Below are 24,314 nucleotides of genomic sequence, written 5' to 3'. Positions count from 1 at the left end.
CGCTCAGGCCGTCATCAGCACGCCGCGGAACATCGGCTCTTCCATCGCCCGGCCGGTGCCAAGCGCGACGCAGGACAACGGATCTTCCGCAACCGACACCGGCAGTCCGGTTTCTTCGCGCAGAAATTCGTCGAGCCCCCGGATCAGCGCGCCACCGCCGGTCAGCACGATGCCCTGATCGACGATGTCAGCAGCCAGTTCGGGTGCGGTGTTTTCCAGCGCGATACGCACGCCTTCGATGATCGCACCGATCGGCTCGCTCAGCGCTTCGGCGATGTTCGCCTGGGTGATGGTGATTTCCTTGGGCACGCCGTTCACAAGGTCGCGGCCCTTGATGTGGATCGTCTCGCCAATGCCATCGGCGGGGACCTGGGCGATGCCATAGTCCTTCTTGATCCGTTCCGCGGTGGCTTCACCGATCAGCAAATTGTGGTGGCGGCGAACATAGGAAACAATCGCTTCGTCCATCTTGTCCCCGCCGACCCGGACCGAGGTGGTATAGGCCAGCCCGCGCAGCGAAAGCACCGCGACTTCGGTGGTGCCGCCGCCGATATCGACCACCATCGAGCCAACCGGCTCGGTTACCGGCATGCCGGCACCGATCGCCGCCGCCATCGGTTCAAGGATCAGATAGACCGCGCTGGCCCCGGCGTTGCTGGCCGCATCGCGGATCGCGCGGCGTTCAACCGAGGTCGAGCCCGAAGGCACGCAGATCACGATTTCGGGCGGGTTGAACATGCTGGTGCGCTTGCCGTTCACTTTGCGGATGAAATGCTTGATCATTTCTTCGGCCACTTCGATGTCGGCAATCACGCCGTCGCGCAGCGGGCGGATCGCTTCGATGCTGTCAGGCGTCTTGCCCATCATCATCTTGGCATCATCGCCAACGGCCTTGACCTTTTTGATCCCGTTGATCGTCTCGATAGCAACAACCGACGGCTCATTCAGCACGATTCCTCGGTCCTGGACATAGACCAGCGTGTTCGCCGTACCGAGGTCGATCGCCAGGTTCTGAGAACCGAATTTGAAAAATCGTGAAAGGAACGAAGCCATTGAAATTCCCGTATGTCTTTGTGGTACTTACCGCAAGAATCGCGATAAGCACAGGCCTGCATGGTGGCATGGAAGCGGCCCCATTAGCAGGGGGTCCGATGAAAGGCCAAAAAATTGTGGTGGAAGGCGGGGATGGAGACGCAGTCTGTCTCGAATTTCCAGCGTTTCATCGCTAACATAGCCCGGCAATGCCAGAGATCCGCCGCCTGCCCGAAAACCTTGTCAACCGCATTGCTGCGGGGGAAGTGGTTGAACGTCCGGCTTCGGCCCTGAAAGAGCTGATCGAGAACGCGCTGGATGCAGGCGCCAGCAGTGTTGCGGTCAAGCTGGGCGAGGGCGGGCTGGCGTTGCTTGAAGTGACCGACGATGGCTGCGGGATGGCACCGGGCGAGATCGCGCTGGCGCTGGAACGGCACGCCACCTCAAAGCTGCCCGATGATGCGATCGAACGGGTTTCCACCCTGGGCTTTCGCGGCGAGGCTTTGCCATCGATTGCCAGCGTCGCGCGGCTTTCGATCGAAAGCCGGGTGCGCGGCAGCGCCGAGGGCTGGCACCGGGTGATCGATCATGGCGCGTTGGTCGATGAAGGCCCGGCCGCCTTGCCGCCTGGCACGCGAATCCGGGTGACAGACCTGTTTGGCAAAGTCCCGGTCCGGCGCAAGTTCCTGCGCTCGGCCCGCAGCGAGTATGCCGCCTGTCTTGATGTGGTGCGGCGCCTCGCCATGGCGCGGGCCGCGGTCGCCTTCACGCTCGAACACGATGGCCGCCGGATCCTGACGCTGCAAGGCAGTGACAACCTGGCCGCGCGCGTGGCGCAGATCGTCGCGCGCGAGCTGGCCGATGATGGCGTGGTGATCGATCTTGAGCGCGGCGCGGCGCGGCTGACCGGCGTCGCCGGGTTGCCCACGTTCAACCGCGGGGTGGCCGATCACCAGTACCTGTTCGTCAATGGCCGCCCGGTGAAGGACCGGCTGCTGGTGGGCGCGGTGCGCGGTGCCTATGCCGATATGCTGGCGCGCGATCGCCATGCGGTGCTGGCGCTGTTCCTCGACATCCCGCCCGAGGAGGTGGACGTCAACGTCCATCCCGCCAAAACCGAGGTGCGCTTCCGCGATCCGGCCTTCGTGCGCGGCTTCATCGTTTCGGGGCTGCGCCATGCGCTTGATGCCGAGGGTCGGCGCAGCGCGCAGGCTCCCGCTGCCCCGGCAATGGGCAATTGGCAGGCTGAACCGATCACGCGCGAAGCGGCACCAGCCTTGGCATCGCTGTTCGCGCGCGAATACGGCTCTGCCGGTGTGCGTGAGGCTGCGCCAGCGTGGCGCGGTTACGATGCTGGCGGCATGGCGCCTCTTGCCGCGCGCGCTGAGGAGGCGGTGGAAAGTCCTGAAGCGGCTCACCCACTTGGGGTGGCGCGCGGTCAGGTGGCGCAAACCTACATCGTGGCAGAAGCGGAAGACGGGCTGGTGATCGTCGATCAGCATGCCGCGCACGAGCGCCTTGTGCTCGAACGGCTCAAGGCGGCGGGGGCGCAGGATGCCATGGCGGGCAGCCAGGCACTGTTGATCCCCGAGGTGGTTGAACTGGACGAGCCGGACGCCGACCGGCTTGAAGAGGCCGCCGAAACGCTCGCCCAATTCGGCCTGATAACCGAGCGCTTTGGCCCTACTGCAATGCTGGTCCGGGCGGTTCCTGCCGCCTTGTCAAAAGGCAACCCGCAAGCGCTGCTGCGCGATATTGCTGATGATCTGGCGCACAACGGCGCGGCGCTGCTGCTGGCCGAACGGATCGACCATGTGCTCGCCACCATGGCCTGCCACGGATCGGTGCGCGCCGGGCGGGTGCTGTCGGTAGCCGAAATGAACGCGCTGCTGCGCGAGATGGAAGTGACCCCGCGATCGGGCCAATGCAACCATGGGCGCCCTACGTGGGTTAAGCTGGCGCACAGCGACATCGAGAAGCTGTTCGGGAGAAAGTGATGCGCCGAGCCGTTCTTGTCCTGACCCTGCTTTCGGCCGCCGCCTGTGGGCCCAGCCCCGAGGACAAGGCGCGTGAGGATGCAGCGGCGATTGCCGCCGTCAACGCCGCGCAGAACCGTCTGCCCCCGATCAAGGCGCTTGCGCTTGAACAGTTCACCCCGGCTGACTTCGCACGGATGGATGATACCGGGGCGAGCTGCGCGTTCTATTCGGAAACACGGGCAATCGCGATGGCGCGGCCCAGCTATGGCTGGATCAAGCTGGACGGCGAACTGATCCGGCTGGTGTCGGACAGCGGCAGCCAGGTAGGGCCGCTGGGCACGTACAGCCACTATACCGGGCGCGCCTTGACGATGCGGATCGATCCTGCCGGTGCCGCGGCGGAGGCAACCAACCAGACCCGGCTGGCCATGCCGGCGATGATATCGGTCCATGATCAATGGGACCGCGTTGTCTTCGGTCTGGCCGGCGATTTGCGCTGCGCGTCTCAGTAACCGCGTACGCGGATCAGGCCGATCGATTGCATCGTCATCACCGTCACATTGTCCTGATTGTAGACTTTGACCGACGATTGGAAACTGCCCATTTCGGGGCGTGACTGGCTTTGCCGCTTGGACAGCAGCGCGCTTTCCACCCGCAGCACGTCACCTGGATAGACCGGCTTCAGCCAGCGCAATTCATCCAGCCCCGGCGAGCCAAGCCCGGCCTGGCGCAGCTCGGTTATATTGTCCACCAGCATCCGCATCGTCATCGCGCAAGTGTGCCAGCCGCTGGCCGAAATCCGCCTGAAATGGGTCTGCGCGGCGGCTTCATCGGACAAGTGGAAGGGCTGCGGATCATAGGCGGCGGCGAACGCAAGCACCTCTTCGCGGGTCACCTCATAGCGGCCAAAGGCAGCGGTCTGGCCAATTTCCAGATCCTCGAAATAGACCAGACCGTCGCTCATCGTCTCAATTGCCCAGTTTGAGCCTGACAAACACCGTGTAGCCCCACGGGTTGTCGCCATAGGCGGCATCGAGCGCATCAGGCTTGGCATAGAGGTTGGCCGAACCGCCCAGCGACAGATCGAACAAGCCCAGCGGTACGTGCCGCGCATAGCCCGCCTGAAACTTGGTGACGCTGAAATGCTGGTCATGCAAGGGATCGAGCGGATCGGGGAACAGTTCGCCGTTATCGACGTTTTCGGCCCGGCCAAACAGGCTGTTGCGCGGATCGATGTCCCAGTTCGCTTCGCCCAGCCAGGCGTTGTGATTATCGCCATCATGACCTTTGCGCGAAAAAGCCCCCATCGCGCTCAATCCCTTGCCATTCGCATAGTGGACCGAAGTGGTGACGCGTTGCTCGTCCTCGCCGGGGTGGAGAGGTTCGGGTTCCTTGAGCTCGCCGTAACTGGCCTGCAGCGACCAGCTGGGTGAGGGGTTGAACGTGGCGCGTACCGCCCAGCTGTCCAGCTTGGGGGTCTCGATGTTCCAGCGCGCTTCATCCGGCTCGCGCCCGCGAAAGGCGCTGGCCTCGATTTGCCATTTTGGCGCGGAATAACCCAGCGTCACGACGCCGTAGGTGATGTGGGTCGAATCAAACCAGTGGTGCGTGATCGGCGGTTCTGGGTTATTGCTGGCCGAACCGCGATGCATGAACGCCGAAGGCCCCAGCGCCGGTTCGCCGACCGGACCGCCATAAAGGAACAGCCTGCCGCGGCCCAGATTGACATCGACCCGCGCCGAAAGTTCCATGAACAGATCGTGTGGATGCTGGCGATCGACCAGCGGCACGCCGCCGGCGGTCTCGCCGGTGGCAAACAGGTTGGGATAGCCGCGCGCATCCATCGCCGGTTCAAGGCTGGTCATGGCTGAAAACCTGATCCCGCCCCAGTCAGTCTGACGTTCGGCCGTGGCCATCGCCATCGAGGTGACATAAGTCATGTCATCGCCGCGCGGTCCCTTGTGATCGGTATATTGCAACGATGCCTGGCCGTGGACCATAAACATCCAGTCGCCGCTCATCAGATGAACGCCGTGCATCATCCCTTCGCGGCCGGGGAGGCGCGAGGTGCCGGAGCCGGGCTGGAACTGGTCTTCAATGCGGTCGATCGCGAGCGGCATGTCCTGCGGCCGATCGATGCGGTGGCCGTACCCGGTCTGGTCCGCGGGTTCTTCGTCTTCTGGCGCTGGAGCAGGTGCAGGCGGCGGTGTCGGCGCGGGCGGCATCTCCATTCCCGGCATCGAACTCATATCGTGGCCGGCATGGCTTTGGGCCAGAACGGGGCTGACAAGCGTCAGCGAAAGTCCCGTCGCGCTGGCTATAAGAACACTGTGTTTCATTCCTGTCAGCTAGGCTGCGGCGTGCACAGCTTCAAGTCTGAAGGACAGCCTTTCGCGGACTATTTCGATCAGACGTTGAATTTGAAGTGCAGCACGTCACCGTCTTGCACCACGTATTCCTTGCCTTCCTGGCGCAGCTTGCCGGCATCTTTCGCGCCGTTCTCACCGCCCAGTGCGACGAAATCGTCAAAGGCGATTGTTTCGGCGCGGATGAAGCCGCGTTGCATGTCTGAGTGGATTTCGCCTGCGGCATCGGGGGCCTTGTCGCCGGTGTGGACCGTCCAGGCGCGCGCTTCCTTGGGGCCGACGGTGAAGAAGGTGATCAGGTGGAGCAAATCGTAGCCTGAGCGGATCACGCGGGCGAGACCGGTTTCGTGCAGGCCCATTTCCTCAAGGAAAACCATGCGGTCCTCGTCGCTCATTCCGGTCAGTTCGCTTTCGATCGCGGCCGAGACGATCACCGCATTGGCACCTTCGGCCTTGGCCTTCGCGAACACGGCTTCGGAAAAGGCATTGCCGTTGGCGGCGCTTTCTTCCTCGACATTGCAGACATAGAGCACCGGCTTGGCGGTCAGCAGCTGCGCGGAATTGAACACCCGCAGCTCTTCCTCGTCGCTCGGCCGGGCCAGGCGTGCGGGCTTGCCTGCGCGCAGCAGATCGAGCGCCGGGGCCAGCACGGAGGCGAGCAGCTTGGCATCCTTGTCGCCCTGCGTTGCCTTTTTCTGTGCGGCAGGGACCCGCTTTTCAAGGCTTTCGAGGTCTGACAGCATCAGTTCGGTTTCGACCGTATCGGCGTCGGACACAGGGTCGATCCGCTCGTCGACATGCTGGATATCGTCGTTTTCAAAGCAGCGCAGCACGTGGACGATTGCATCGACCTCGCGGATGTTGCCGAGGAACTGGTTGCCCAGCCCTTCGCCCTTGGAGGCCCCGCGCACCAGCCCGGCGATATCGACAAAGCCGAGCTGGGTCGGGATGATCTTGGCGCTGCCGGCAATCGCCGCCAGCTGGTCAAGCCGCGGATCGGGCACACCGACCTGGCCGACATTGGGCTCGATCGTGCAAAACGGATAGTTCGCCGCCTGCGCCGCCTGCGTTTCGGTCAGCGCATTGAACAGGGTGCTCTTGCCGACATTCGGCAGGCCCACGATACCGCAACGAAAACCCATGTTCTACTCCGCCTGGGGGTGAGGCGCGCCCATAGCGGGGGCGGGGGCATTTGGCGAGGGCCTATAGGTTTTCGCGCCAGCACCGGGCGGCATCGGGGGTGCGCAAACGGATCACGGTGCCCGTGAACTGCTCCAGCAAGACAGCGTTGCGGCCTTGCCACGCCTGCCGGAAGGTCAGCACATAAAGCAGGAATTCAGGATCCAGCCGCTCGGGGCAGCCCTCGGTCATGTCGGGCCGGTTGGTGCCGCGATAGTGCCACCAGCGTTTCAACACGCGCCAGAGGCAAAGATGGGTGGGATAATCCAGCCAGACCACCGTATCGGCCCGCGCCAGCCGCATCGCCAGGATTGAACCGTAATTGCCATCGATGATCCAGCGGTCCTGCGCCAAGATACTGGCCAGCTCAGCGCGGCCTTCGTCGCGGTCCCGCTCGGTCCAGCCGGGCAGCCAGTGCATCCGGTCAAGATGATGGAGCGGCAGCCTGGTTTGCGCAGCGATTTCGCGCGCCAGTGTGCTTTTGCCCGCGCCGGGCGAGCCGATAACAAGCACGCGTTCCATCGCCGTGCGTCCTAGCGCAATCCAGTGGCGATCAAAACAACCTGCACCACCGATTCACCTTAATTTTAGACCCCTGGGTTAGGATCGACGCATGAAGAACACCATCACCATACCCGTTGCCGCCATGCTGCTTGCACTGGCTGCTTGCGCCGACAGCCCGGCCGAATCCTTTGCCAAGGCGCAGAAGGAATATGCCGCGAACAACTATGCCGCGGCGCGGATCCATCTCGCCAACGCGCTGAATGAAGAGCCGGGCAACCGTGCCATGTTGCTGCTGAAGGCGCAGACGCTGATCGCGCTGGGGGATGGTGAAGGCGCCGCCGCAGCGCTGCAGCAGCTGGTCGGCACGGCCAAGCCGACGGACCAACTGGCCGAGCTTTCGGCCGAAGCGGCGTTGCTGCGCGGTGCGTCTGATGTCTCAACGGCATTCCTGACCGGCATTGAAACGGCCGAAGCAGACCGGTTGCGGGCGATGGCTGCCATTCAAAAGGGCGATCTGCCGCTCGCCGCACAGCACTTTGAAAAAGGACTGGCGCGCGGCGGCAATGCGCGGCTCTATGCCGATTACGCCCGCTTCCGGCTGATGGCGGGCGATCTGCCCGGCGCCACCGATATGGCGGCCAAAGCGGCAAGGCTGGCCCCAGGCGGGATCGACACGCTGCTGGTCAGCGGCGAGATCGCGGTGCGGCGCGGCGATCTGAACAGCGCGCTGGGCTTTTACGACCAGGCGCAGCGGCTTTACCCCGCTTCGATCGCGGCGCTGGTCGGCAAGGCGGCGGTGCTTGGCGATCTGGGCCGCACCGATGAGATGAAGCCACTCGTCGCAAAGGCTGCGCAGGCTGCACCGAAGGACCTCGGAGTAATCTTCCTCCAGGTCAAGCTGGCGGCATCGGCCAAAGACTGGACCAGGGTACGCGATCTGGTGCAGCCGCTTGAAACCACACTGGCGCCGATATCGCCGGTGCGGCTGATGTACGGCGAAGCGCTGCTGCGGCTCAACCTTGCCGAACAGGCGATCGCGCAGCTGCGTCCGCTGGCGCAGGCGCTGCCTGCCAACCGCGAAGTGGCGCTGGTGCTGGCCGAAGCCTTGCTGGTCAGCGGCGATCCGCAAGCGGCGATGGCGCTTTTGAAGCCCTTTGCCGACAGCCCGCTGGCGCGCCGCGCAGAGCTGGTGCTGATGGCCAGGATTGCCAAAGCGGCGGGCAGCCCTGCGGCCGCAGGATATCAGGCGCGGGCCAATGCGCCCCAGCCGCAAAGCCTGACCCGCGATATGGCCGATGCCGATGCCGCGATGCGCGCGGGCAATTGGGCCGGCGCAGTTGCAGCCTATGACCGCGTTCTGGCGGTGACCGATGGGCGCAATGTAATGGTGCTGAACAATGTGGCCTATGCGCAGCTGATGCTGGGCAACACGGCCAAGGCGCTGGAATTCGCTGACCGCGCGCTGAAACTGGCACCGGCCAACCCTTCAGTACTGGATACCGCCGGGTGGGCGCAGTTCAAATCGGGCAGCAATCCCGAACGGGCGCGGCAGTTGCTGCGCAAGGCCGCCCAGCTCGCACCCAAAAACATGACAATCCGGGCGCACCTGGCCGAAGCCGAGCGCACACCGGATTAGTCTGGTTGCTTTTTAAGCGGCAGCGAGGCGCATAGTCGCGCGGCGCTGACGGCGGCGATGCAAGGCCGCGCCGCCTATCAGCACGGTGCCAAGCAGGCCCAGCATGCCCGGTTCGGGCACCTGGGTGCCACCGGTGGTCGTGGTGGTGCCGGTCAGCGTGCCTGAGCCCGAAGCCGAAGTGACGTTACCCGCGCCGGTGATCGACTGATACCGCGTGAAGAAGTCGCTCAGCGTGATCGAGCTGACCGGCTGTGCGAAGCTCAGCGTGAAGGTGCCGGTGCCGCTCGTGCCCTGGGTAAGGCCGCCGCTGCCGCCGCCCGCGCAGGCGCCGGTGCTGGCATCCTTGAAGCACACGTCAACCGCGCCAATCCCGTTGGGATAGGTCGAATTGAGCGTGGTGTAGGCGAACGCGCCGGTGCTGGTGGCGCCGGTGATGTTCGGATCGACATTGAAAGCGAAACCCGACACCCGCGAACCGGTGATCGGAGCGGTGCTGGTGTTCGCGACCGAATAATTGAAGGTGTAGGTGTTGCCGGTGATGCTGGCGAGCGAGAACGTGGTCGTCGAGGTCAACCCGGCGATCGTCGTTGCGTCCGAAAAACCATCATAGTTCAAGGTATAGTCCACCCCGATGTCGGTGGAGTCAAACGTGATCGCATCAGCCAGGGCCGGCGAGGCGGAGAAGGCTACCGATGCCAGGATTGCGGCAGCAAAGATTTTCCGGTTCATACGCATTTCCATACCCCCAACCAGGTCCATCGCGGACGTGATTAACCCTTCAGCTACGCAATCTGCGTGCCAACCCCGTATTTGTGCGTGTTTCAATGGTTAACGGGTCTTGCCCATCACGTGATTTGTAAAGAATCCCGACGAAAGCGGCGCTCCAGGCCCCGCGCTATTGGTCCGCCGCGCCAAGCCGCAGGGCGATGTCGTTCATGAAACGCGGATCATCGCCGTCGGCCAGCCGGTCCGCCTCAGCCGCGACCGCGCCCAGCATATCGGCCAGCGGGTCCATCTCGGCCTTGGCATAGTTGCCCAGCACATAGCCGGTGACGCGGTCCTTGTGGCCGGGATGGCCGATGCCGATCCGCACCCGGCGGAAATCAGCGCCAAGGTGCTGGTCGATCGAGCGCAGCCCATTGTGCCCGGCGGTGCCGCCGCCCTGCTTGACCTTGACCTTGAAGGGGGCGAGATCGAGCTCGTCGTGGAACACCGTAAGCGCCTCGGTATCGAGCTTGTAAAAGCGCAGCGCCTCGCCCACCGCGCGGCCGCTTTCGTTCATGTACGTCGCGGGCTTGAGCAGCAGCACCTTGACGCCGCCGATCCGGCCTTCCTGCAGCCAGCCCTGGAACTTCTTCTGCGCAGGCGAAAAGCCATGGACCTCGGCGATAGTATCGATCGCCATGAAGCCGACATTATGGCGGTGCAGCGCATACTGTGCGCCAGGATTGCCCAGGCCTACCCACAATTGCATGTCGCCGCCTGCCCATCTGGGCCGCCAGAGCAGGGATCGAAAACCTGCGGCGGCCGGTTTGCCATGGCGCAAGGCCTTGGCGCATAACCGCCCGCCCGGTCAACCAGGATGGCTGGGCTTACTTGCCCAGCATGCGGTCCATCATGCGGGTTTCGCCGGTTTTGTGGGCGGCGATGCAGGCCAGTGTGCTTTCGGACAGCTGATCGTCGTTCATCGCTTTCATGCGGCCAAATGCGGCTTCCGAACGGGCCTTGAAATCGCCCGAAGAAAGACCCGCAATGCGGCCTTCGAAATAGCCCAGCGCGAGGCCGAAATCGACCAGCATGCCGCCCATTTCAGCGCGCTTGTCAGCCGTCACTTTGGTATCGGCGATCATCTTGCGGCCTTCCGAAACGAACCACATCAACTGCAGCACGCAGCCGAAATCATCGACTGGGGCCGAAGCTGCAGCTGGGGCTGGGGCGGGAGCCGGAGCCGGGGCGGGTGCCTTGGCCTGTGCGAACGCCAGCGAGGGGACCAGCAGCGTGGCAGCGCCCAGCGTCAGCGAAATACGGCGGAAAGTGTTCATGGAAAAAGCGCCCCTTGGATACGAAAAAGCCGGGCCGCTTTGAGGCAGCCCGGCTTAACTCTGGCTTAAGCGAACGGCTTACTCGCCTTCGCCCTCAGTCTTGGCGTTGTCTCCAACTTCGCTGCGCATGCCCGAAGGGGCAATGATCGTAGCGATGGTGAAATCGCGGTCGGTGATCGCGCTTTCGACGCCGCTGGGCAGCTTGACGTGGCTGATGTGGATCGAATCGCCGACATCGAAACCGGTTACGTCGATCGCGATCTCTTCGGGGATGTTGTCCGAAGCGCAGACCAGATCAAGTTCGTGACGCACGATGTTGAGCACGCCGCCACGCTTGAGGCCGGGCGAGGCTTCTTCGTTGGCGAAGACCACCGGCACGTTGACGTGGATCTTGGAATCCTTCGACACGCGCAGGAAATCGACATGCAGCGGGCGATCGCTGACGGGGTGGAAGGCAACGTCCTTGGGCAGGGTCCGCACGGTCTTGCCGCCGACAACAACGTCAACCACAGAGTTGAAGAAGTGGCCGGTGCCAAGCTGCTTGCGCAGCAGCTTTTCCTCGACGTGGACCGCGAGGGGCTCTTCATTGCCGCCATAGACGACGGCGGGGACGCGGCCTTCGCGACGCAGTGCCCGGGAGGCTCCCTTGCCAGCCCGGTCGCGCGTCTCGGCCGGCAGTTGCAGCGTTTCGCTCATTGCATGTGCCTTTCAAAAACGGAAAAATTGTACAGCTTCACCGCCACGCCTCCAGGGATGACCATAACGGGGAAGCGCGCGCCCCTAACGGCAAAGCGCGGCAAATGCAAGGCTACTGAAGCCGGGTGACGGTGTAGCCCTGCGCCGCCAGCATCGCGGGCAGACCATCGGGCCCCGCCATATGCGCCGCGCCCACCGCAATGAACGGCCGGGCCCGCGCGCCCAGCAAGGCGATCAGCCTGATCGTCCAGGCGCGGTTGCGGCCCACCAGCAGAGCATCGCGCAGCACCGGATCGCCAAAGGTCTCCGCATCGCTGACCCGGGCGATCGCTGCCACGTCACCTTTTGCCCAGGCCTGTTCGAGCGCGCGGGCCTGGGTGCTGCGCGCAGCTGCATCCTCGTCAATCACCGCACCCAGCAGCGCGCGCTGCTGGGCTTCGGGTAGGGCATCGAATATCGCCAGTTGCGCCCTGGCACCCTCCAGCTCGCCGATCGGGCCGCGATAGGATGCGGCCAGTGCGCGGTCGATCCCGTTGGCGCTGTCCTGCCGGTCAAGGCTGGCCTGGGCCTGCGCGATCATCAGCGCGGCCGCCCAGGTATCATAGCGATCAAGGCTGCCGGGCGCGATCCGGTCCTGCGCCAGTTCGGCGGCAAGATCATCGGCATCGCCAGGCGGCACCCGCTGCAGCAGCGGCGGATGCGGCCCGCCTTGCGCCAGCTCGGCAAAGGCCTGCGCGGTGGCGGCCTGATTTTCGATGTCGGCCACTTCCAGAATCAGCCGGTCAGACTGCGCCAGCGCCGCTTCAACCGTGTCCGAACGCCAGTTGACCGGATCGCGCAGCCCGTGGATCGTGCCGAACAGCCACGCCTTGGCGCCGCCCGGACCTTCGACCAGCCACAGTGCCGGGCGGGCGTCTTGCGGCGCGGCGCATCCTGCCAGCGTCAGCGCGGCGATCAGCCCCAGCAGCAGGCGGCCCGCACTATTGAACACGCGTCAGCCGGAACCCGCCCTTGGTCAGCAGATCGCCCACCGATTTGGTTCCGCCAAGATGCCCTGCGCCGACCGCAATGAACACCGTACCCGGCTGTGCCATCCGGTTTTCGATCCATCTGGCCCAGGCACGATTGCGCGCATAGAGCATCATTTCGGCGAATTCCGGCTCCTGCTCGGCGTTGAGCATCGCGGCCAGTCCGGCTTCGTCGCCCGCCGACCACAGCGTGACCATCTGGGCGATGGTTTCCTGCATTTCGGGCACGCCCTTGATCACCGTGTCGAGGTATTCGATCTGCTGTTCTTCGCTTTGGCCGCCCAGCAGACCGAACTGGAAATCGATCGTTTCCAGCCCTGCGCGGACGATCTTGCGGGCCTTGGCTTTGCCATCAAGCACCGTTTCCACGCCGAACGCGGGATCATAGCCGACCTTCTGGATCGTCAGCAACGGGATCAGCGTGGCGGGCACCCACGGCCGGTTGCGATCGAACATTTCGGGGCGCTGGCCCAGCCCGGCCAGCGCCGCCTCATAGCGGCCGCGGCGTTCCTCGCCCAGCTTCGCGCGCAGTGATTGGCCGGCCGGCAGCACGCCATACTTGGCCATGCCCTTCATGAAATCGACCGGCGTGATATCGGGCAATTCGGTAACCAGCAGGTCCGAATGGTTGAAGGCATATTCGACCGGCCCGTTGAACCAGTTGACGCCTTTGGGCAGGATATGGACCGTGCCGAACAGATAGATCGTGGTGTCATGATCGGCCAGTTTCCACAGTGCGGGCCTGGCTTCAAGCGGGGCGGACGCCGCCTGCTGGGCTGGCGCCGGCGAAACAGCCGGGCCGAGCAACGCGGTAATCGCTAACAAGGGGGCGAACAGATGGTTGAATTTGCTCATGCCTTCAGCTTCTAAACGGGCAAATCCTGTCAGTCGATGAACGAATGCGGATATTGACCGCACCCGGCCCATCCGCCAAAGCCCCGAGACATGAGCGCCAGTCCTTTGCCCCTTTCCTTCCAGGACATGATCCTTACGCTCCACGCCTTCTGGAGCAAGCAGGGCTGCCTGATCCTGCAGCCGTACGACATGCGCGTGGGGGCGGGAACCTTTCACCCGGCGACCACCCTGCGCAGCCTTGGGCCGCAGCCGTGGAACGCCGCCTATGTCCAGCCAAGCCGCCGCCCGACTGACGGGCGTTACGGCGAAAACCCCAACCGGCTGCAGCACTACTACCAGTATCAGGTGATCATGAAGCCGAGCCCGGACAACCTGCAGGAGCTCTATCTGCAAAGCCTGTTCGAAATCGGCGTCGATCCGCTCAGCCACGATATCCGCTTTGTCGAGGATGACTGGGAAAGTCCGACGCTGGGGGCCTGGGGGCTGGGCTGGGAAGTGTGGTGCGACGGGATGGAAATCAGCCAGTTCACCTATTTCCAGCAGATGGGCGGCTTCGATTGCAAACCGGTCGCGGGCGAGCTGACGTACGGCCTCGAACGCCTCGCGATGTACATTCAAGGCGTCGACAGCGTCTATGACCTGGCGTTCAACGCCGCCGGGGTCAGCTATGGCGAGGTGTTCCTGAAGAACGAGCAGGAATTCTCCAAATACAACTTCGAGGTCGCCAACACCGACCAGCTGTTCGAAGGCTTCAAAAACGCCGAGCGCGAATGCCAGGCCTGCATTGAAGCCGGAGTGCCGCTGGCCGCCTATGACCAGGCGATCGAGGCCAGCCACCTGTTCAACCTGCTGCAGGCGCGCGGCGTGATCTCGGTCCAGGAACGCGCCAGCTACATGGGCCGGGTGAGGGACCTCGCCAAAGGATCGGCGCAGGCCTGGATCGCCAAGAACGAGGCTGAATGGGCGGACAAGTTTCCGGAGTGGGTGCTGTGATGGGTGCCGCCCACCCAACCAGAAACCGTCACCCTGAACTTGTTTCAGGGTCCATCGTGCCGCTTGCCCGGTGGCCCAAGGAAACCGAGGACGATAGCGTTTTGCTGCCCAACAACACTTCGGCCTGCGTTGCCAAATGGACCCTGAAACAAGTTCAGGGTGACGAACTTGGGTTGAAGGGTGAGTGGGCCAATGTCTGACTTCCTCCTCGAACTGCGCAGCGAAGAAATCCCCGCGCGGATGCAGGCCGGCGCGCGCGAGACCCTCGAAAAGCTGTTCCGCAAGGAAATGGACGCGGCCGGGGTTGCCTTGGGCGAAATCACCGTGTGGTCCACTCCGCGCCGCCTGACGCTGATCGCGCGCAGCCTACCCACGGCCACTGCTGCGGTCAGCGAGGAACTGAAGGGCCCGCGCGTTGGTGCGCCGCCGCAAGCGCTCGAAGGGTTCCTGCGCAAGACCGGCCTCAGCGAAGACCAGCTGACCGAGCGGGATGGGGTGCTTTACGCCGTCACGCAAAAGCCGGGCAGCGCCACCGCCGAAGTGCTGGCCGAAGCAATTCCGGCGATCGTTCGCGCCTTCCCCTGGCCCAAGAGCCAGCGCTGGGGCGCGGCCTCGCTCAGCAGCGAGTCATTGCGCTGGGTCCGTCCGCTTTCGGCCATTGTCGCGCTGTTTGATGGCGCGGTCGTGCCTTGCGAAGTGGGCGGAGTTTCGGCCGGACGGCTGACCCGTGGCCACCGGTTCCATTCTGACGGCGAGATCAGCATCGACGGCGCGGATGACTACGCCGCCAAGTTGCGCGCCGCGCACGTGATCGTCGATCATGCCGAGCGTCAGGATCTGATCCGCGCCGGTGCTGCCAAAGCCGCGCAGGCCGCCGGGCTGGTGCTGGTTGAAGACGAAGGGCTGGTGATCGAAAACGCCGGCCTCACCGAATGGCCGGTTCCGCTGCTCGGCCGGTTCGACGCGGGGTTCCTCGATGTCCCCCCCGAAGTGATCCAGCTGACCGCGCGGACCAACCAGAAGTATTTCGTCTGCAACGACAGCGCAGGCAAACTCGCCAACGCCTTCGTCTGCACCGCCAACATTGCCGCCAGCGATGGCGGCGCGGCGATTGTCGATGGCAACCGCAAGGTGCTCGCCGCACGGCTGAGCGATGCGCGCTTCTTCTGGGAGCAGGACCGCAAGAAGACCTTGGCGCAGCACGCTGAGGGGCTGGCGCGGATCACCTTCCATGAGAAGCTTGGGACGGTTGCGGATAAGGCCGAACGCGTCGCCAAGCTGGCCCGGTGGCTGTTTGAGGAGGGGATCGTAAAATCCTCCCCATCGACTTGCGATGGGGAGGGGGACCGCCCGCAGGGTGGTGGAGGGGCCCCTCCGTCAGCGCTGCGCGCTGCCACCTCCCCGAGCAAGCTCGAGGAGGATCAAGCGAACCTCGCCGACCAGGCCGAACTGGCCGCACGCCTGTGCAAGGCCGATCTGGTCACCGAAATGGTCGGCGAATTCCCAGAACTGCAAGGCCTGATGGGCGGCTACTACGCCCGCGCCGAAGGCCTGCCCGATGCCGTCGCCGACGCGATCCGCGATCACTACAAGCCGGTCGGGCAGGGCGATGACGTGCCCATCGCGCCGGTGTCGGTGGCGGTCTCTTTGGCGGATAAGCTGGATACGCTGGCATGTTTCTTTATCGTCGATCTCGCGCCTTCTGGATCAAAGGATCCTTTCGCTTTGCGAAGGGCGGCGCTGGGTACGTTGAGAATACTCCAATCTTCAAACGCTTCACCGCCCCTAAAATACATAGTTGCTCAAACGTGCTTGTTACTCACCACCCAACACATGAATCGCGCTTGCGCGACTGATTCAGTTCTGGCGAATGTGATGGAGAAATTCTGGCCAAACTATCCGTTTGGAATTGAGGACACGTACAAATACGAAGATATATTTAATAAAAACAAAGAATTAGAAGTAATTTTTCTCGAGAAAGTCTTACCCTCGCTTAGGGAAGGCAAGTCTCTTTATCCAAGCGAATCGATCGAAATTGGCAGCACGAGTCTCTTCAATTTCTTTGTCGATCGCCTAAAAGTCCAGCAACGCGAAGCGGGGGTCCGCCACGACCTGATCGACGCTGTCTTCGCGCTTGGCGGGGAGGACGATCTGGTCCGCCTGCTGGCGCGGGTCCATGCGCTGCAGGCGTTCATCGGTTCCGATGACGGCACCAATCTGCTCGCCGGATACAAGCGCGCGGCGAATATCCTCAAGAAGGAGGGCTTTGCTTCCCCCCTCCCGCTTGCGGGAGGGGCAGGGGGTGGGCCACTTGGTACCAACGCCGCACCTGCCGCTGACTCACCCACCCCTAACCCCTCCCGCAAGCGGGAGGGGGATTTAGCGCTTTCCTACACCCCCGAACCTGCCGAAAAGGCGCTGATCGATGCGCTTGCCGCTGCCGGGCCGAAATCCGCCGCCGCCGTCGCAGCAGAGGATTTTGCCGGGGCGATGGCGGCACTGGCTACGCTGCGCGGCCCCATCGATGCGTTCTTCGACCAGGTGACCGTCAATGATGCCGATGATCAGAAACGCCAATCCCGCCTCGCGCTGCTTGCCAGCTTCCGCGATGCGGTGCACGGCGTGGCGGACTTTTCGCGGATCGAGGGGTAAGCGCGCGGGCGCAGGTTTTTTCGTTTCGCGGTTTGCACGCCCGGCGCAGATCGGGCGAAAACAGCGGAATTCTGCGGGGCAGGGGTCTGTTGGAAGAAGCGGACGCGGTGTCAACTGTGTCAACCTGCAGGTTCAGGAAAGCGGTGAGTTAGATGAACAGCCAAGTCTACCCCTTCGGCGGCACCGCCCGCAACGCCGACCCCCGCAGCCGCGACAAGACGATCGTCGGCGGCAAAGGTGCGAACCTGGCGGAAATGGCCGGGATCGGGCTGCCGGTGCCGCCGGGCTTCACCATCACCACCGAAGAATGCGTGCGCTATCTGGCCGAGGGCGGGGAGTTTTCGGACGCGCTCAAGGCCGAAGTGGCCAACGCACTGGGCCACATCGAGACGGTAGTCGGCAAGACATTCGGCGATGCCAGCGATCCGCTGCTGGTCTCGGTCCGTTCAGGCGCGCGGGTATCGATGCCGGGGATGATGGATACCGTGCTCAACCTGGGGCTCAACGATGCCACGGTTGCGGGGCTGGCACAGACCTCGGGCGATGCCCGGTTTGCGTGGGATTCGTATCGCCGCTTCATCCAGATGTATTCCGATGTGGTGCTGGGGCTGGACCATCACCTGTTCGAAGACGTGCTTGAAATCGCCAAGGAAGACAGTGGCTACTACGCCGATGTTGAGATGCAAGCTGAGGATTGGCAAAAACTCGTCGCGCAATACAACGCCATCGTCGAAAGCGAACTGGGCCGCCCGTTCCCGCAGGACGTCCACGAACAGCTGTGGGGCGCGATCCGGGCAGTGTTCGACAGCTGGGATTCAGACCGGGCCAAGGTCTATCGTCGCTTGAATGACATCCCGGGCGATTGGGGCACCGCGGTCAACGTCCAGGCGATGGTGTTTGGCAACATGGGCGATACCAGCGCCACCGGCGTTGCCTTCACCCGCGATCCGGCGACTGGCGAGAAAGCCTATTACGGCGAATGGCTGGTCAATGCCCAGGGCGAGGACGTTGTCGCAGGCATCCGCACACCGCAGTACCTGACCAAGGCCAGCCGCGAACGGGCCGGAGCCAAGCCGCTGAGCATGGAAGAAGCCATGCCCAAAGCCTATGCCGAACTGGCAGCGGTGTTCGAACTGCTCGAGGCGCATTACCGCGACATGCAGGACATCGAATTCACCGTCGAGCGCGGGCACTTGTGGATGCTGCAGACCCGCAGCGGCAAACGCACCGCCAAGGCCGCGCTGAAGATGGCGGTCGACATGACCCACGAAGGGCTGATCGATCAACGCGCGGCGATCTTGCGGGTCGATCCGATGGAGCTCGATCAATTGCTTCACCCCACGCTTGATCCCACGGCGGTGCGCGATGTGCTGGGCAAGGGGCTGCCGGCCAGCCCCGGCGCGGCTTCGGGTGCGATCGTGCTCGATGCCGATACCGCCGAAAAGCTGGCCGGGCGGGGCGATGCGGTGGTGCTGGTGCGGCTTGAAACCAGCCCCGAGGATATCCACGGCATGCACGCTGCCAAGGGCATCCTGACCGCACGCGGCGGCATGACGTCACACGCCGCGGTGGTGGCGCGCGGGATGGGGCGGCCCTGCGTTTCGGGCGCGTCCAGCGTCTCGATCGACATGGCCAGCCGGACGCTGCGGATCGGCAATCGCGCACTCAAGGAAGGCGATCTGATCACGCTCGATGGCACCACCGGCGAAATCATGGCCGGCCACGTGCCGACGATCGAGCCCGAACTGGTCGGCGATTTCGGGGTGCTGATGGGCTGGGCCGATCAGCACCGCCGGATGAAAGTGCGCACCAACGCCGAAACCCCCGCCGATTGCCGCACCGCGCGGCAGTTTGGCGCCGAAGGGGTCGGGCTGTGCCGCACCGAGCACATGTTCTTCGATGCCGCCCGGATTGCCTCGGTGCGGCAGATGATCCTGGCCGAGGATGATGGCAACCGCCGCGCCGCGCTGGCCAAGCTGCTGCCCGAACAGCGCGCCGATTTCCATGCGATTTTTGAGGTGATGGCCGGCCTGCCGGTAACCGTGCGCCTGCTCGATCCGCCGCTGCACGAATTCCTGCCGCACGCCGATGCCGAATTCGCCGAACTTTCCGAAACCATCGGGATCGGGGTCGATACGCTGAAGCGCCGCGCCGCTGAACTGCACGAGTTTAACCCGATGCTGGGGCATCGTGGCTGCCGCCTGGGGATCACCTTCCCCGAAATCTATGAGATGCAGGCCAGGGCGCTGTTCGAGGCGGCCTGCGATGTCGCCGCGCAGGGCGGCGAGGCACCGGTGCCCGAAGTGATGGTGCCGCTGGTGGCGACGCGCAAGGAACTGGCGATCCTCAAAGCCTTGATCGACCGCACCGCAGAGGCGGTGTTCTCCGAGAAAGGCGCGCGCGTGGCCTATCACGTCGGCACCATGATCGAACTGCCGCGCGCCGCCTTGATGGCCGGTGAGATTGCCGAAGTGGGCGAATTCTTCTCGTTTGGCACCAATGATTTGACTCAGACAACTCTGGGCGTTTCGAGGGACGATGCAGCGCGGTTCCTGGGTCCGTACGTCGAGCAGGGCATCTTCCCGCGCGATCCGTTCGTCAGCCTCGATATCGAGGGCGTGGGGCAACTGGTTGAAATGGCGGTAGAGCGCGGCCGGGCGACCCGGCCCGATATCAAGCTTGGCATCTGCGGGGAACACGGCGGGGATCCGGCGAGCATTGCGTTCTGCGAGAAGGTCGGATTGGACTATGTCAGCGCCAGTCCATACCGCGTGCCGATCGCGCGGCTGGCGGCGGCGCAAGCGGCGCTGGCCTAACGCTTCCAGCCGGTCAGGGTCAGGATCTCGAAGGTCTCGGTCGTGCCGGAGCCGAAGCGCTCGCGGGCCATCGCGCGCTGTTGGCGGGAGAGCGGCGGGCCGGGGTTGGCGAGGCAATTGCTGAGCCCCTGCGCCCGCAGGTCCGCCACCAGGCGGTCAAGGCTGGAGAAGCGCACGGCAAGCGTGCGGCTGTCGACCACCGGATCGGCCCAGCCCGCGCGCTGCAGCAGCTGCCCTCCGGCGCGGACATCGACCGCCGGGTGCAGCCGCGGGGCGGGCCGGTCACCGTCGGCCACCAGCATCGCTTCGCGCAAGGCCGGGAGCGATCCGGCGGCGATGAAGCTCGCGATCGCGAGACCACCGGGGGCCAGGGCACCCCGCAAGTGGATCAGCGCGCCGGGCAGGTCGTTGGCGGTATCGAGCACACCAAGGCTGACCACGGTGTCGAAACCGCGCAAAGGGTAGGGCGCTTCGAGATCGAAACCAGCGGCCGGGTCAAGACCGGTCACTTCGGTTTCGGGCCCGTAGAGTGCCAGACCCAGCGCGCCCAGATCGCCGATCGCCAGAACCCGGCGCGGGACATGGCGCAGGAACGCGAGCCGCTCGGCCACGTCCGCAACCATGTCGTCGATCAGGTAGGTGGCCGCCCCTGGCCGCAGCTGCAAGTGCAGCGCACGGCCGCGCTGCGCGAGGCGGCGCGCGGGGGCAAAGATCACGGGCGGGGCGGGCTGGCTCACGCTGCACGCCCTGCCTTGCGCGCAGGCCTTGCGCAAGCGATACCAAGCCGGAATGCAGCTCCATCCGCTTCTTGTGCCGGTCGTCGACGTGATCTTCCCGCCCCGCTGTCCGCTGTGCGGTGACGGGCTGGCGGCGCAAACCGGGCTGTGCGCGCAGTGTTGGAGCGAACTGGCCATCCCCGGCGATCCGGCCTGCGCCAGTTGCCGCCGTCCGCTGGGGGCAACGCTGGTCGAGGGAACGATCTGCCCGCCGTGCCTGGCCAGTCCGCCGCGCCATGCCGGGATCGCTGCGGCCACGCTGTACAACGATGCCTCGCGCAAGCTGGTGCTGGCGTTGAAGCACGGCGGCCGGATCGCGCTCGCGCCGATGCTGGCGCGGCTGATGGCGGCGCAGCTGCCGGACATGGTCGGGCCGGACTGGATCGCAGTGCCGGTTCCGCTCCACCGCTGGCGGCTATGGAGCCGCGGGTTCAACCAATCGGTGCTGCTGGCGAACGAGCTGGCGGCGCTGCGCGGCGTGCAGGTGGGGGTCGATGTGCTGGTCCGCCGCAAACGCACGCCAATGCTGGGCGGGCTGGGGCGGATCGCGCGGGCCCGGGCGTTGTCGGGAGCTTTCGTGATCGGCAAAGGCTGGGAAGCGCGAATCAAGGGCGCCAAGGTGTTGCTGGTTGATGACGTGTTGACCAGCGGGGCTACCACCGATGCCTGCCTGGCGGTGCTGAAGCGGGCCGGGGCCGAACGCGTGATGATTGCCTGCTTTGCCCGGGTGCTCGACGAGGCGCTGGAGCACGTCTGAAAACGAAAACGCCCGGAACCAAAGCTCCGGGCGCCCTCGTGACGAAACTCTCCAGACGTTGCTTGCGCAATTCGATGGCTCCCCCTTTGGGCCATCTCGTCCGATCCCTCATGCGGTTGGCGGTCCCTGAACCTGAGCCTCTGCCATCTGCGCGTCTAAAATCACCGAAAGGGACCAGCAAGGGAAGTGCGAAGCGTTCGCAAGACAGTTTTTGGTCGACACATGTGGTTATCTTGCAACAAGGAAAGGCATGGACGGAATCGACAAACAGGCGATCGAACAGGGTTCGGAGTTCATCCCGAAGTTCGACGCACAGGGGCTGATCTGCGCGGTTTGCACCGATGCACAGAGCCGCGAAGTGCTGATGGTGGCCTGGATGGACGCCGAGGCGCTGGCGAGGACGCTGGAGACCGGACTGGCGCATTTCCACTCGCGCTCGCGCGGCAGGCTGTGGATGAAAGGCGAAAGTTCGGGCCACGTGCTGAATGTTCGCGAGATCCGGGTCGATTGCGATCAGGACGCGCTGGTCCTGGTTGTGGAGCCGGCCGGACCGGCTTGCCACACCGGCGCGCGCAGCTGTTTTTACCGGGTGCTGGCAGACGGCAGGCTGACGCGGGCATCCAGTTGACGTTTACGTAAAGGTAAGGTATTCGCGCGGTTATGGACAATTTGGCCGCCTCGCCCTCGTCGCACGACGGTGCCCACCTTGATACGCCCGACGCGCTGGAGCGCGAGCACTATTCAATCTCGGATCTGACCAGCGAGTTTGGCGTTACCGCCCGCGCGCTGCGGTTCTATGAAGACGAAGGGCTGATCGCGCCCAACCGGATCGGCCTGACCCGCAGCTATTCGAAGCGTGACCGGGCCCGGCTGGCGTGGATCCTGCGGGCCAAGAACGTCGGCTTTTCCTTGATCGAAATCCGCGAGATGATCGACCTTTACGATCTGGGTGACGGCCGGGTCGAACAGCGCAGGGTCACTGTCCAGCGGTGCCGCGAGAAGGTTGGCCGGATGCACCAGCAGCGCGACGATATCGACGCGGCGATCACTGAACTGAACCAGTTCATCGCGCTCGTTGAAAACATCGATCTTACAACCCGCAAGGGCTGAACCCAAACCACAGGACCATACCCATGCCGATCTACAGGGCCCCGACGCGCGACACGCGGTTCGTCATCAATGAAGTGCTGCAGCTTGAAAGCCATGGCAACCTGCCCGGCTTCGAGAATGCCGGCGCCGAGATGATCGACGTGGTGGTTGAAGAATGCGGCAAGTTCTGCGCCGAGGTCCTCACCCCGATCAACCTGTCCGGTGATATCGAAGGCTGCACCCGCCATCCCGATGGCTCGGTGACCACGCCCAAAGGCTTCAAGCAGGCCCACGCCCAGTTCCGCGAAGCGGGCTGGGGGACGCTGTCTGCGCCAGAGGAATTCGGCGGGCAGGGGATGCCGCATGTGCTGGGGATGATGGCGGAAGAATTCATCTCCTCGGCCAATATGGCTTGGGGCATGTACCCGGGGCTGACTGGCGGGGCGATCGCCTCGATCCTGGCCAAGGGCAGCCCGGAGCAGCAGGCGAAATATCTGCCCAAGATGATCGCCAACGAATGGCTGGGCACGATGAACCTGACCGAGCCGCACTGCGGTACCGATCTGGGCCTGATCCGGACCCGCGCCGTGCCGCAAGCTGATGGCACCTATGCCATCACCGGCACCAAGATATTCATTTCGGCGGGCGAGCATGACCTGACCGAGAACATCATCCATCTGGTGCTGGCCAAGACCCCCGATGCGCCAGACAGCACCAAAGGCATCTCGCTGTTCATCGTCCCCAAGGTGCTGGTGGATGACGATGGGTCGCTGGGCGCGCGCAATGCGGTTTCGTGTGGCAGCCTGGAACACAAGATGGGCATCCACGGCAATGCCACTTGCGTGATGAATTATGACGGCGCGACCGGGTATCTGGTCGGCGAGGAAAACAAGGGTCTCGCTGCGATGTTCATCATGATGAACGCGGCACGGCTGGGTGTTGGCATTCAGGGACTCAGCCAGGCTGAAGTGGCCTACCAGAACGCGGTCAAATATGCGCAGGACCGCCGCCAGGGCCGTGCGCTTACGGGCCCTGCCGAGCCGAACGAAAAGGCCGATACGCTGTTCGTCCACCCCGATATCCGCCGGATGCTGATGGACGCCAAGGCCTTCACAGAAGGGATGCGGGCGCTGTGCCTGTGGGGAGCGCTGCAGGTCGATCTGGTCCACAAGGCGGCAACAGACGCAGAACGCCACACCGCCGATGATCTGATCAGCCTGCTGACCCCGGTGATCAAGGGTTACGGCACCGACAAGGGTTTCGATACCTGCGTCAGCATGCAGCAGGTGTTCGGCGGGCACGGCTATATCGAGGAATGGGGGATGAGCCAGTTCGTGCGCGATGCCCGCATTGCCCAGATCTACGAAGGCGCGAACGGCGTGCAGGCGATGGACCTGGTCGGCCGCAAGCTGGCCCAGAATGGCGGCCGCGCGGTGCAGGCGTTCTTCGCCGTAGTCGATGGTGAGTGCGCTGCGGCCAAAGCCAAGCCCGAAATCGCCGCGCTTGCCGAAAAGGTCGAGAAGGCCAATGGCGAACTCAAGGCGGCGACCATGTGGTTCATGCAGAACGGCATGGCAAACCCCAACAACGTCGGCGCCGGTGCGCACCATTACATGCACATGATGGGGATCGTCGCGCTCGGCCTGATGTGGGTGCGGATGGCCGAAGTGGCGGTGACCAAGCTGGCCGAAGGCGCGGGCGATGAGCCGTTCTATCAGGCCAAGTTGACCACTGCGCGCTATTACGGTGAGCGGTTCCTGCCCGATGTCGGCGCGCTGCGCCGCAAGATCGAAGCGGGCGCGGATGCAATGATGGAACTGCCAGTCGAGGCGTTTGCAACGGCTTGATCGGCGCGCGGCGGCTACAGTCGCGGCATTACATCGCTCGGTCAACGTCGCAACGGATTATGACGTC

Annotated in this window: 23 protein-coding genes; 11 read left to right on the top strand and 12 right to left on the bottom strand. The window is 64.1% G+C overall.

The window, feature by feature from the left end; translation table 11 throughout:
- Nucleotides 1-3 precede the first annotated feature (3 nt).
- Nucleotides 4-1,053, bottom strand: coding sequence for a rod shape-determining protein (locus tag RMN99_RS10095; RefSeq protein ID WP_309623189.1), 1,050 nt, complete (start codon nucleotides 1,051-1,053; stop codon nucleotides 4-6).
- A gap of 188 nt (nucleotides 1,054-1,241) precedes the next feature.
- On the opposite strand from RMN99_RS10095, the gene mutL reads away from it, so the two are divergent.
- Together mutL and RMN99_RS10085 are read left to right on the top strand one after the other, a co-directional pair.
- On the top strand, nucleotides 1,242-3,029 hold the full coding sequence (gene mutL, locus RMN99_RS10090; RefSeq protein WP_309623188.1) for a DNA mismatch repair endonuclease MutL: 1,788 nt from the start codon (nucleotides 1,242-1,244) through the stop codon (nucleotides 3,027-3,029).
- A complete protein-coding gene (locus tag RMN99_RS10085) occupies nucleotides 3,029-3,523 on the top strand; it encodes a hypothetical protein (RefSeq protein ID WP_309623187.1) in 495 nt (164 codons plus the stop codon). Before mutL ends, RMN99_RS10085 begins: the two co-directional genes overlap by 1 nt.
- On the opposite strand, the gene RMN99_RS10080 is transcribed toward RMN99_RS10085, so the two are convergent.
- The 4 genes from RMN99_RS10080 to RMN99_RS10065 all read right to left on the bottom strand — a co-directional run bounded on the left by RMN99_RS10080 (nucleotide 3,517) and on the right by RMN99_RS10065 (nucleotide 7,078).
- Nucleotides 3,517-3,963 carry a MaoC family dehydratase gene (locus tag RMN99_RS10080; RefSeq protein WP_309623318.1) on the bottom strand — a complete coding sequence of 149 codons (447 nt, stop codon included), beginning with the start codon at nucleotides 3,961-3,963 and terminating at the stop codon, nucleotides 3,517-3,519. The two genes, RMN99_RS10085 and RMN99_RS10080, sit on opposite strands and share 7 nt — an antisense overlap.
- Before the next feature lie 16 nt (nucleotides 3,964-3,979).
- The gene (locus RMN99_RS10075; protein WP_309623186.1) at nucleotides 3,980-5,350 is read right to left on the bottom strand and encodes a hypothetical protein; all 1,371 of its coding nucleotides are present in this window, start codon (nucleotides 5,348-5,350) and stop codon (nucleotides 3,980-3,982) included.
- A gap of 68 nt (nucleotides 5,351-5,418) precedes the next feature.
- Entirely contained in the window at nucleotides 5,419-6,519 is a 1,101-nt protein-coding gene (ychF, locus tag RMN99_RS10070) for a redox-regulated ATPase YchF (RefSeq protein WP_309623185.1), read from the bottom strand.
- A 61-nt stretch (nucleotides 6,520-6,580) separates the two neighbouring features.
- The gene (locus tag RMN99_RS10065; protein WP_309623184.1) at nucleotides 6,581-7,078 is read right to left on the bottom strand and encodes a topology modulation protein; all 498 of its coding nucleotides are present in this window, start codon (nucleotides 7,076-7,078) and stop codon (nucleotides 6,581-6,583) included.
- Nucleotides 7,079-7,169: 91 nt separating this feature from the next.
- Here RMN99_RS10065 and RMN99_RS10060 point away from each other — a divergent pair, with 91 nt between their 5' ends.
- Nucleotides 7,170-8,696 carry a tetratricopeptide repeat protein gene (locus tag RMN99_RS10060; protein WP_309623183.1) on the top strand — a complete coding sequence of 509 codons (1,527 nt, stop codon included), beginning with the start codon at nucleotides 7,170-7,172 and terminating at the stop codon, nucleotides 8,694-8,696.
- A 12-nt stretch (nucleotides 8,697-8,708) separates the two neighbouring features.
- Here RMN99_RS10060 and RMN99_RS10055 read toward each other — a convergent pair whose 3' ends face one another.
- From RMN99_RS10055 to RMN99_RS10030, 6 genes are all read right to left on the bottom strand, one after another.
- Nucleotides 8,709-9,425: a cistern family PEP-CTERM protein gene (locus RMN99_RS10055; RefSeq protein WP_309623182.1), complete on the bottom strand. Its 717-nt coding sequence runs from the start codon at nucleotides 9,423-9,425 to the stop codon at nucleotides 8,709-8,711.
- Between the two features lie 166 nt (nucleotides 9,426-9,591).
- Nucleotides 9,592-10,170, bottom strand: coding sequence for an aminoacyl-tRNA hydrolase (gene pth, locus RMN99_RS10050; protein WP_309623181.1), 579 nt, complete (start codon nucleotides 10,168-10,170; stop codon nucleotides 9,592-9,594).
- 118 nt (nucleotides 10,171-10,288) lie between these two features.
- Nucleotides 10,289-10,738 (bottom strand): hypothetical protein, encoded by a 450-nt coding sequence (locus tag RMN99_RS10045; RefSeq protein ID WP_309623180.1) that lies wholly within the window; start codon nucleotides 10,736-10,738, stop codon nucleotides 10,289-10,291.
- Nucleotides 10,739-10,816: 78 nt separating this feature from the next.
- Nucleotides 10,817-11,434 carry a 50S ribosomal protein L25/general stress protein Ctc gene (locus RMN99_RS10040; protein ID WP_309623179.1) on the bottom strand — a complete coding sequence of 206 codons (618 nt, stop codon included), beginning with the start codon at nucleotides 11,432-11,434 and terminating at the stop codon, nucleotides 10,817-10,819.
- Between the two features lie 112 nt (nucleotides 11,435-11,546).
- Entirely contained in the window at nucleotides 11,547-12,425 is an 879-nt protein-coding gene (locus RMN99_RS10035; protein WP_309623178.1) for a TraB/GumN family protein, read from the bottom strand.
- Entirely contained in the window at nucleotides 12,415-13,317 is a 903-nt protein-coding gene (locus RMN99_RS10030; RefSeq protein WP_309623177.1) for a TraB/GumN family protein, read from the bottom strand. The genes RMN99_RS10035 and RMN99_RS10030 overlap by 11 nt, the downstream gene beginning before the upstream one ends.
- Before the next feature lie 90 nt (nucleotides 13,318-13,407).
- Between RMN99_RS10030 and RMN99_RS10025 the strand changes: the two genes are divergently transcribed.
- The 4 genes from RMN99_RS10025 to ppdK all read left to right on the top strand — a co-directional run bounded on the left by RMN99_RS10025 (nucleotide 13,408) and on the right by ppdK (nucleotide 19,778).
- Complete coding sequence (locus RMN99_RS10025) at nucleotides 13,408-14,310, top strand: glycine--tRNA ligase subunit alpha (protein WP_309623176.1); 903 nt, start codon at nucleotides 13,408-13,410, stop codon at nucleotides 14,308-14,310.
- 56 nt (nucleotides 14,311-14,366) lie between these two features.
- Nucleotides 14,367-14,510 carry a hypothetical protein gene (locus tag RMN99_RS10020; RefSeq protein WP_309623175.1) on the top strand — a complete coding sequence of 48 codons (144 nt, stop codon included), beginning with the start codon at nucleotides 14,367-14,369 and terminating at the stop codon, nucleotides 14,508-14,510.
- On the top strand, nucleotides 14,503-16,962 hold the full coding sequence (gene glyS / locus RMN99_RS10015; RefSeq protein WP_309623174.1) for a glycine--tRNA ligase subunit beta: 2,460 nt from the start codon (nucleotides 14,503-14,505) through the stop codon (nucleotides 16,960-16,962). Before RMN99_RS10020 ends, glyS begins: the two co-directional genes overlap by 8 nt.
- Nucleotides 16,963-17,114: 152 nt before the next feature.
- Nucleotides 17,115-19,778, top strand: a complete 2,664-nt coding sequence (gene ppdK / locus RMN99_RS10010; protein WP_309623173.1) for a pyruvate, phosphate dikinase — start codon at nucleotides 17,115-17,117, stop codon at nucleotides 19,776-19,778.
- Here the strand turns inward: ppdK and RMN99_RS10005 are convergent.
- Nucleotides 19,775-20,515 (bottom strand): methyltransferase, encoded by a 741-nt coding sequence (locus RMN99_RS10005; RefSeq protein ID WP_309623172.1) that lies wholly within the window; start codon nucleotides 20,513-20,515, stop codon nucleotides 19,775-19,777. The two genes, ppdK and RMN99_RS10005, sit on opposite strands and share 4 nt — an antisense overlap.
- A gap of 52 nt (nucleotides 20,516-20,567) precedes the next feature.
- Here RMN99_RS10005 and RMN99_RS10000 point away from each other — a divergent pair, with 52 nt between their 5' ends.
- The 4 genes from RMN99_RS10000 to RMN99_RS09985 all read left to right on the top strand — a co-directional run bounded on the left by RMN99_RS10000 (nucleotide 20,568) and on the right by RMN99_RS09985 (nucleotide 24,247).
- Nucleotides 20,568-21,311 (top strand): ComF family protein, encoded by a 744-nt coding sequence (locus tag RMN99_RS10000; protein ID WP_309623171.1) that lies wholly within the window; start codon nucleotides 20,568-20,570, stop codon nucleotides 21,309-21,311.
- Nucleotides 21,312-21,561: 250 nt separating this feature from the next.
- Nucleotides 21,562-21,939 (top strand): phosphoribosyl-AMP cyclohydrolase, encoded by a 378-nt coding sequence (hisI, locus tag RMN99_RS09995; protein WP_309623170.1) that lies wholly within the window; start codon nucleotides 21,562-21,564, stop codon nucleotides 21,937-21,939.
- Between the two features lie 32 nt (nucleotides 21,940-21,971).
- Nucleotides 21,972-22,421 (top strand): MerR family DNA-binding transcriptional regulator, encoded by a 450-nt coding sequence (locus RMN99_RS09990; RefSeq protein WP_309623169.1) that lies wholly within the window; start codon nucleotides 21,972-21,974, stop codon nucleotides 22,419-22,421.
- 23 nt (nucleotides 22,422-22,444) lie between these two features.
- The gene (locus RMN99_RS09985) at nucleotides 22,445-24,247 is read left to right on the top strand and encodes an acyl-CoA dehydrogenase C-terminal domain-containing protein (RefSeq protein ID WP_309623168.1); all 1,803 of its coding nucleotides are present in this window, start codon (nucleotides 22,445-22,447) and stop codon (nucleotides 24,245-24,247) included.
- The last annotated feature ends 67 nt before the right edge of the window (nucleotides 24,248-24,314 follow it).

This window comes from Novosphingobium sp., from assembly GCF_031417815.1.
In the GTDB taxonomy this organism is placed as follows: domain Bacteria; phylum Pseudomonadota; class Alphaproteobacteria; order Sphingomonadales; family Sphingomonadaceae; genus Novosphingobium.
This window is presented reverse-complemented; position numbering and strand designations above follow the sequence as displayed.

Bases quoted from the DNA above. Each gene is read 5' to 3' on its own strand.
- RMN99_RS10095 (WP_309623189.1), bottom strand. From the start codon at position 1,053: ATGGCTTCGTTCCTTTCACGATTTTTCAAATTCGGTTCTCAGAACCTG.
- mutL (WP_309623188.1), top strand. From the start codon at position 1,242: ATGCCAGAGATCCGCCGCCTGCCCGAAAACCTTGTCAACCGCATTGCT.
- RMN99_RS10085 (WP_309623187.1), top strand. From the start codon at position 3,029: ATGCGCCGAGCCGTTCTTGTCCTGACCCTGCTTTCGGCCGCCGCCTGT.
- RMN99_RS10075 (WP_309623186.1), bottom strand. From the start codon at position 5,350: ATGAAACACAGTGTTCTTATAGCCAGCGCGACGGGACTTTCGCTGACG.
- ychF (WP_309623185.1), bottom strand. From the start codon at position 6,519: ATGGGTTTTCGTTGCGGTATCGTGGGCCTGCCGAATGTCGGCAAGAGC.
- RMN99_RS10065 (WP_309623184.1), bottom strand. From the start codon at position 7,078: ATGGAACGCGTGCTTGTTATCGGCTCGCCCGGCGCGGGCAAAAGCACA.
- RMN99_RS10060 (WP_309623183.1), top strand. From the start codon at position 7,170: ATGAAGAACACCATCACCATACCCGTTGCCGCCATGCTGCTTGCACTG.
- RMN99_RS10055 (WP_309623182.1), bottom strand. From the start codon at position 9,425: ATGAACCGGAAAATCTTTGCTGCCGCAATCCTGGCATCGGTAGCCTTC.
- pth (WP_309623181.1), bottom strand. From the start codon at position 10,170: ATGCAATTGTGGGTAGGCCTGGGCAATCCTGGCGCACAGTATGCGCTG.
- RMN99_RS10045 (WP_309623180.1), bottom strand. From the start codon at position 10,738: ATGAACACTTTCCGCCGTATTTCGCTGACGCTGGGCGCTGCCACGCTG.
- RMN99_RS10040 (WP_309623179.1), bottom strand. From the start codon at position 11,434: ATGAGCGAAACGCTGCAACTGCCGGCCGAGACGCGCGACCGGGCTGGC.
- RMN99_RS10030 (WP_309623177.1), bottom strand. From the start codon at position 13,317: ATGAGCAAATTCAACCATCTGTTCGCCCCCTTGTTAGCGATTACCGCG.
- RMN99_RS10025 (WP_309623176.1), top strand. From the start codon at position 13,408: ATGAGCGCCAGTCCTTTGCCCCTTTCCTTCCAGGACATGATCCTTACG.
- glyS (WP_309623174.1), top strand. From the start codon at position 14,503: ATGTCTGACTTCCTCCTCGAACTGCGCAGCGAAGAAATCCCCGCGCGG.
- ppdK (WP_309623173.1), top strand. From the start codon at position 17,115: ATGAACAGCCAAGTCTACCCCTTCGGCGGCACCGCCCGCAACGCCGAC.
- RMN99_RS10000 (WP_309623171.1), top strand. From the start codon at position 20,568: ATGCAGCTCCATCCGCTTCTTGTGCCGGTCGTCGACGTGATCTTCCCG.
- hisI (WP_309623170.1), top strand. From the start codon at position 21,562: ATGGACGGAATCGACAAACAGGCGATCGAACAGGGTTCGGAGTTCATC.
- RMN99_RS09990 (WP_309623169.1), top strand. From the start codon at position 21,972: ATGGACAATTTGGCCGCCTCGCCCTCGTCGCACGACGGTGCCCACCTT.
- RMN99_RS09985 (WP_309623168.1), top strand. From the start codon at position 22,445: ATGCCGATCTACAGGGCCCCGACGCGCGACACGCGGTTCGTCATCAAT.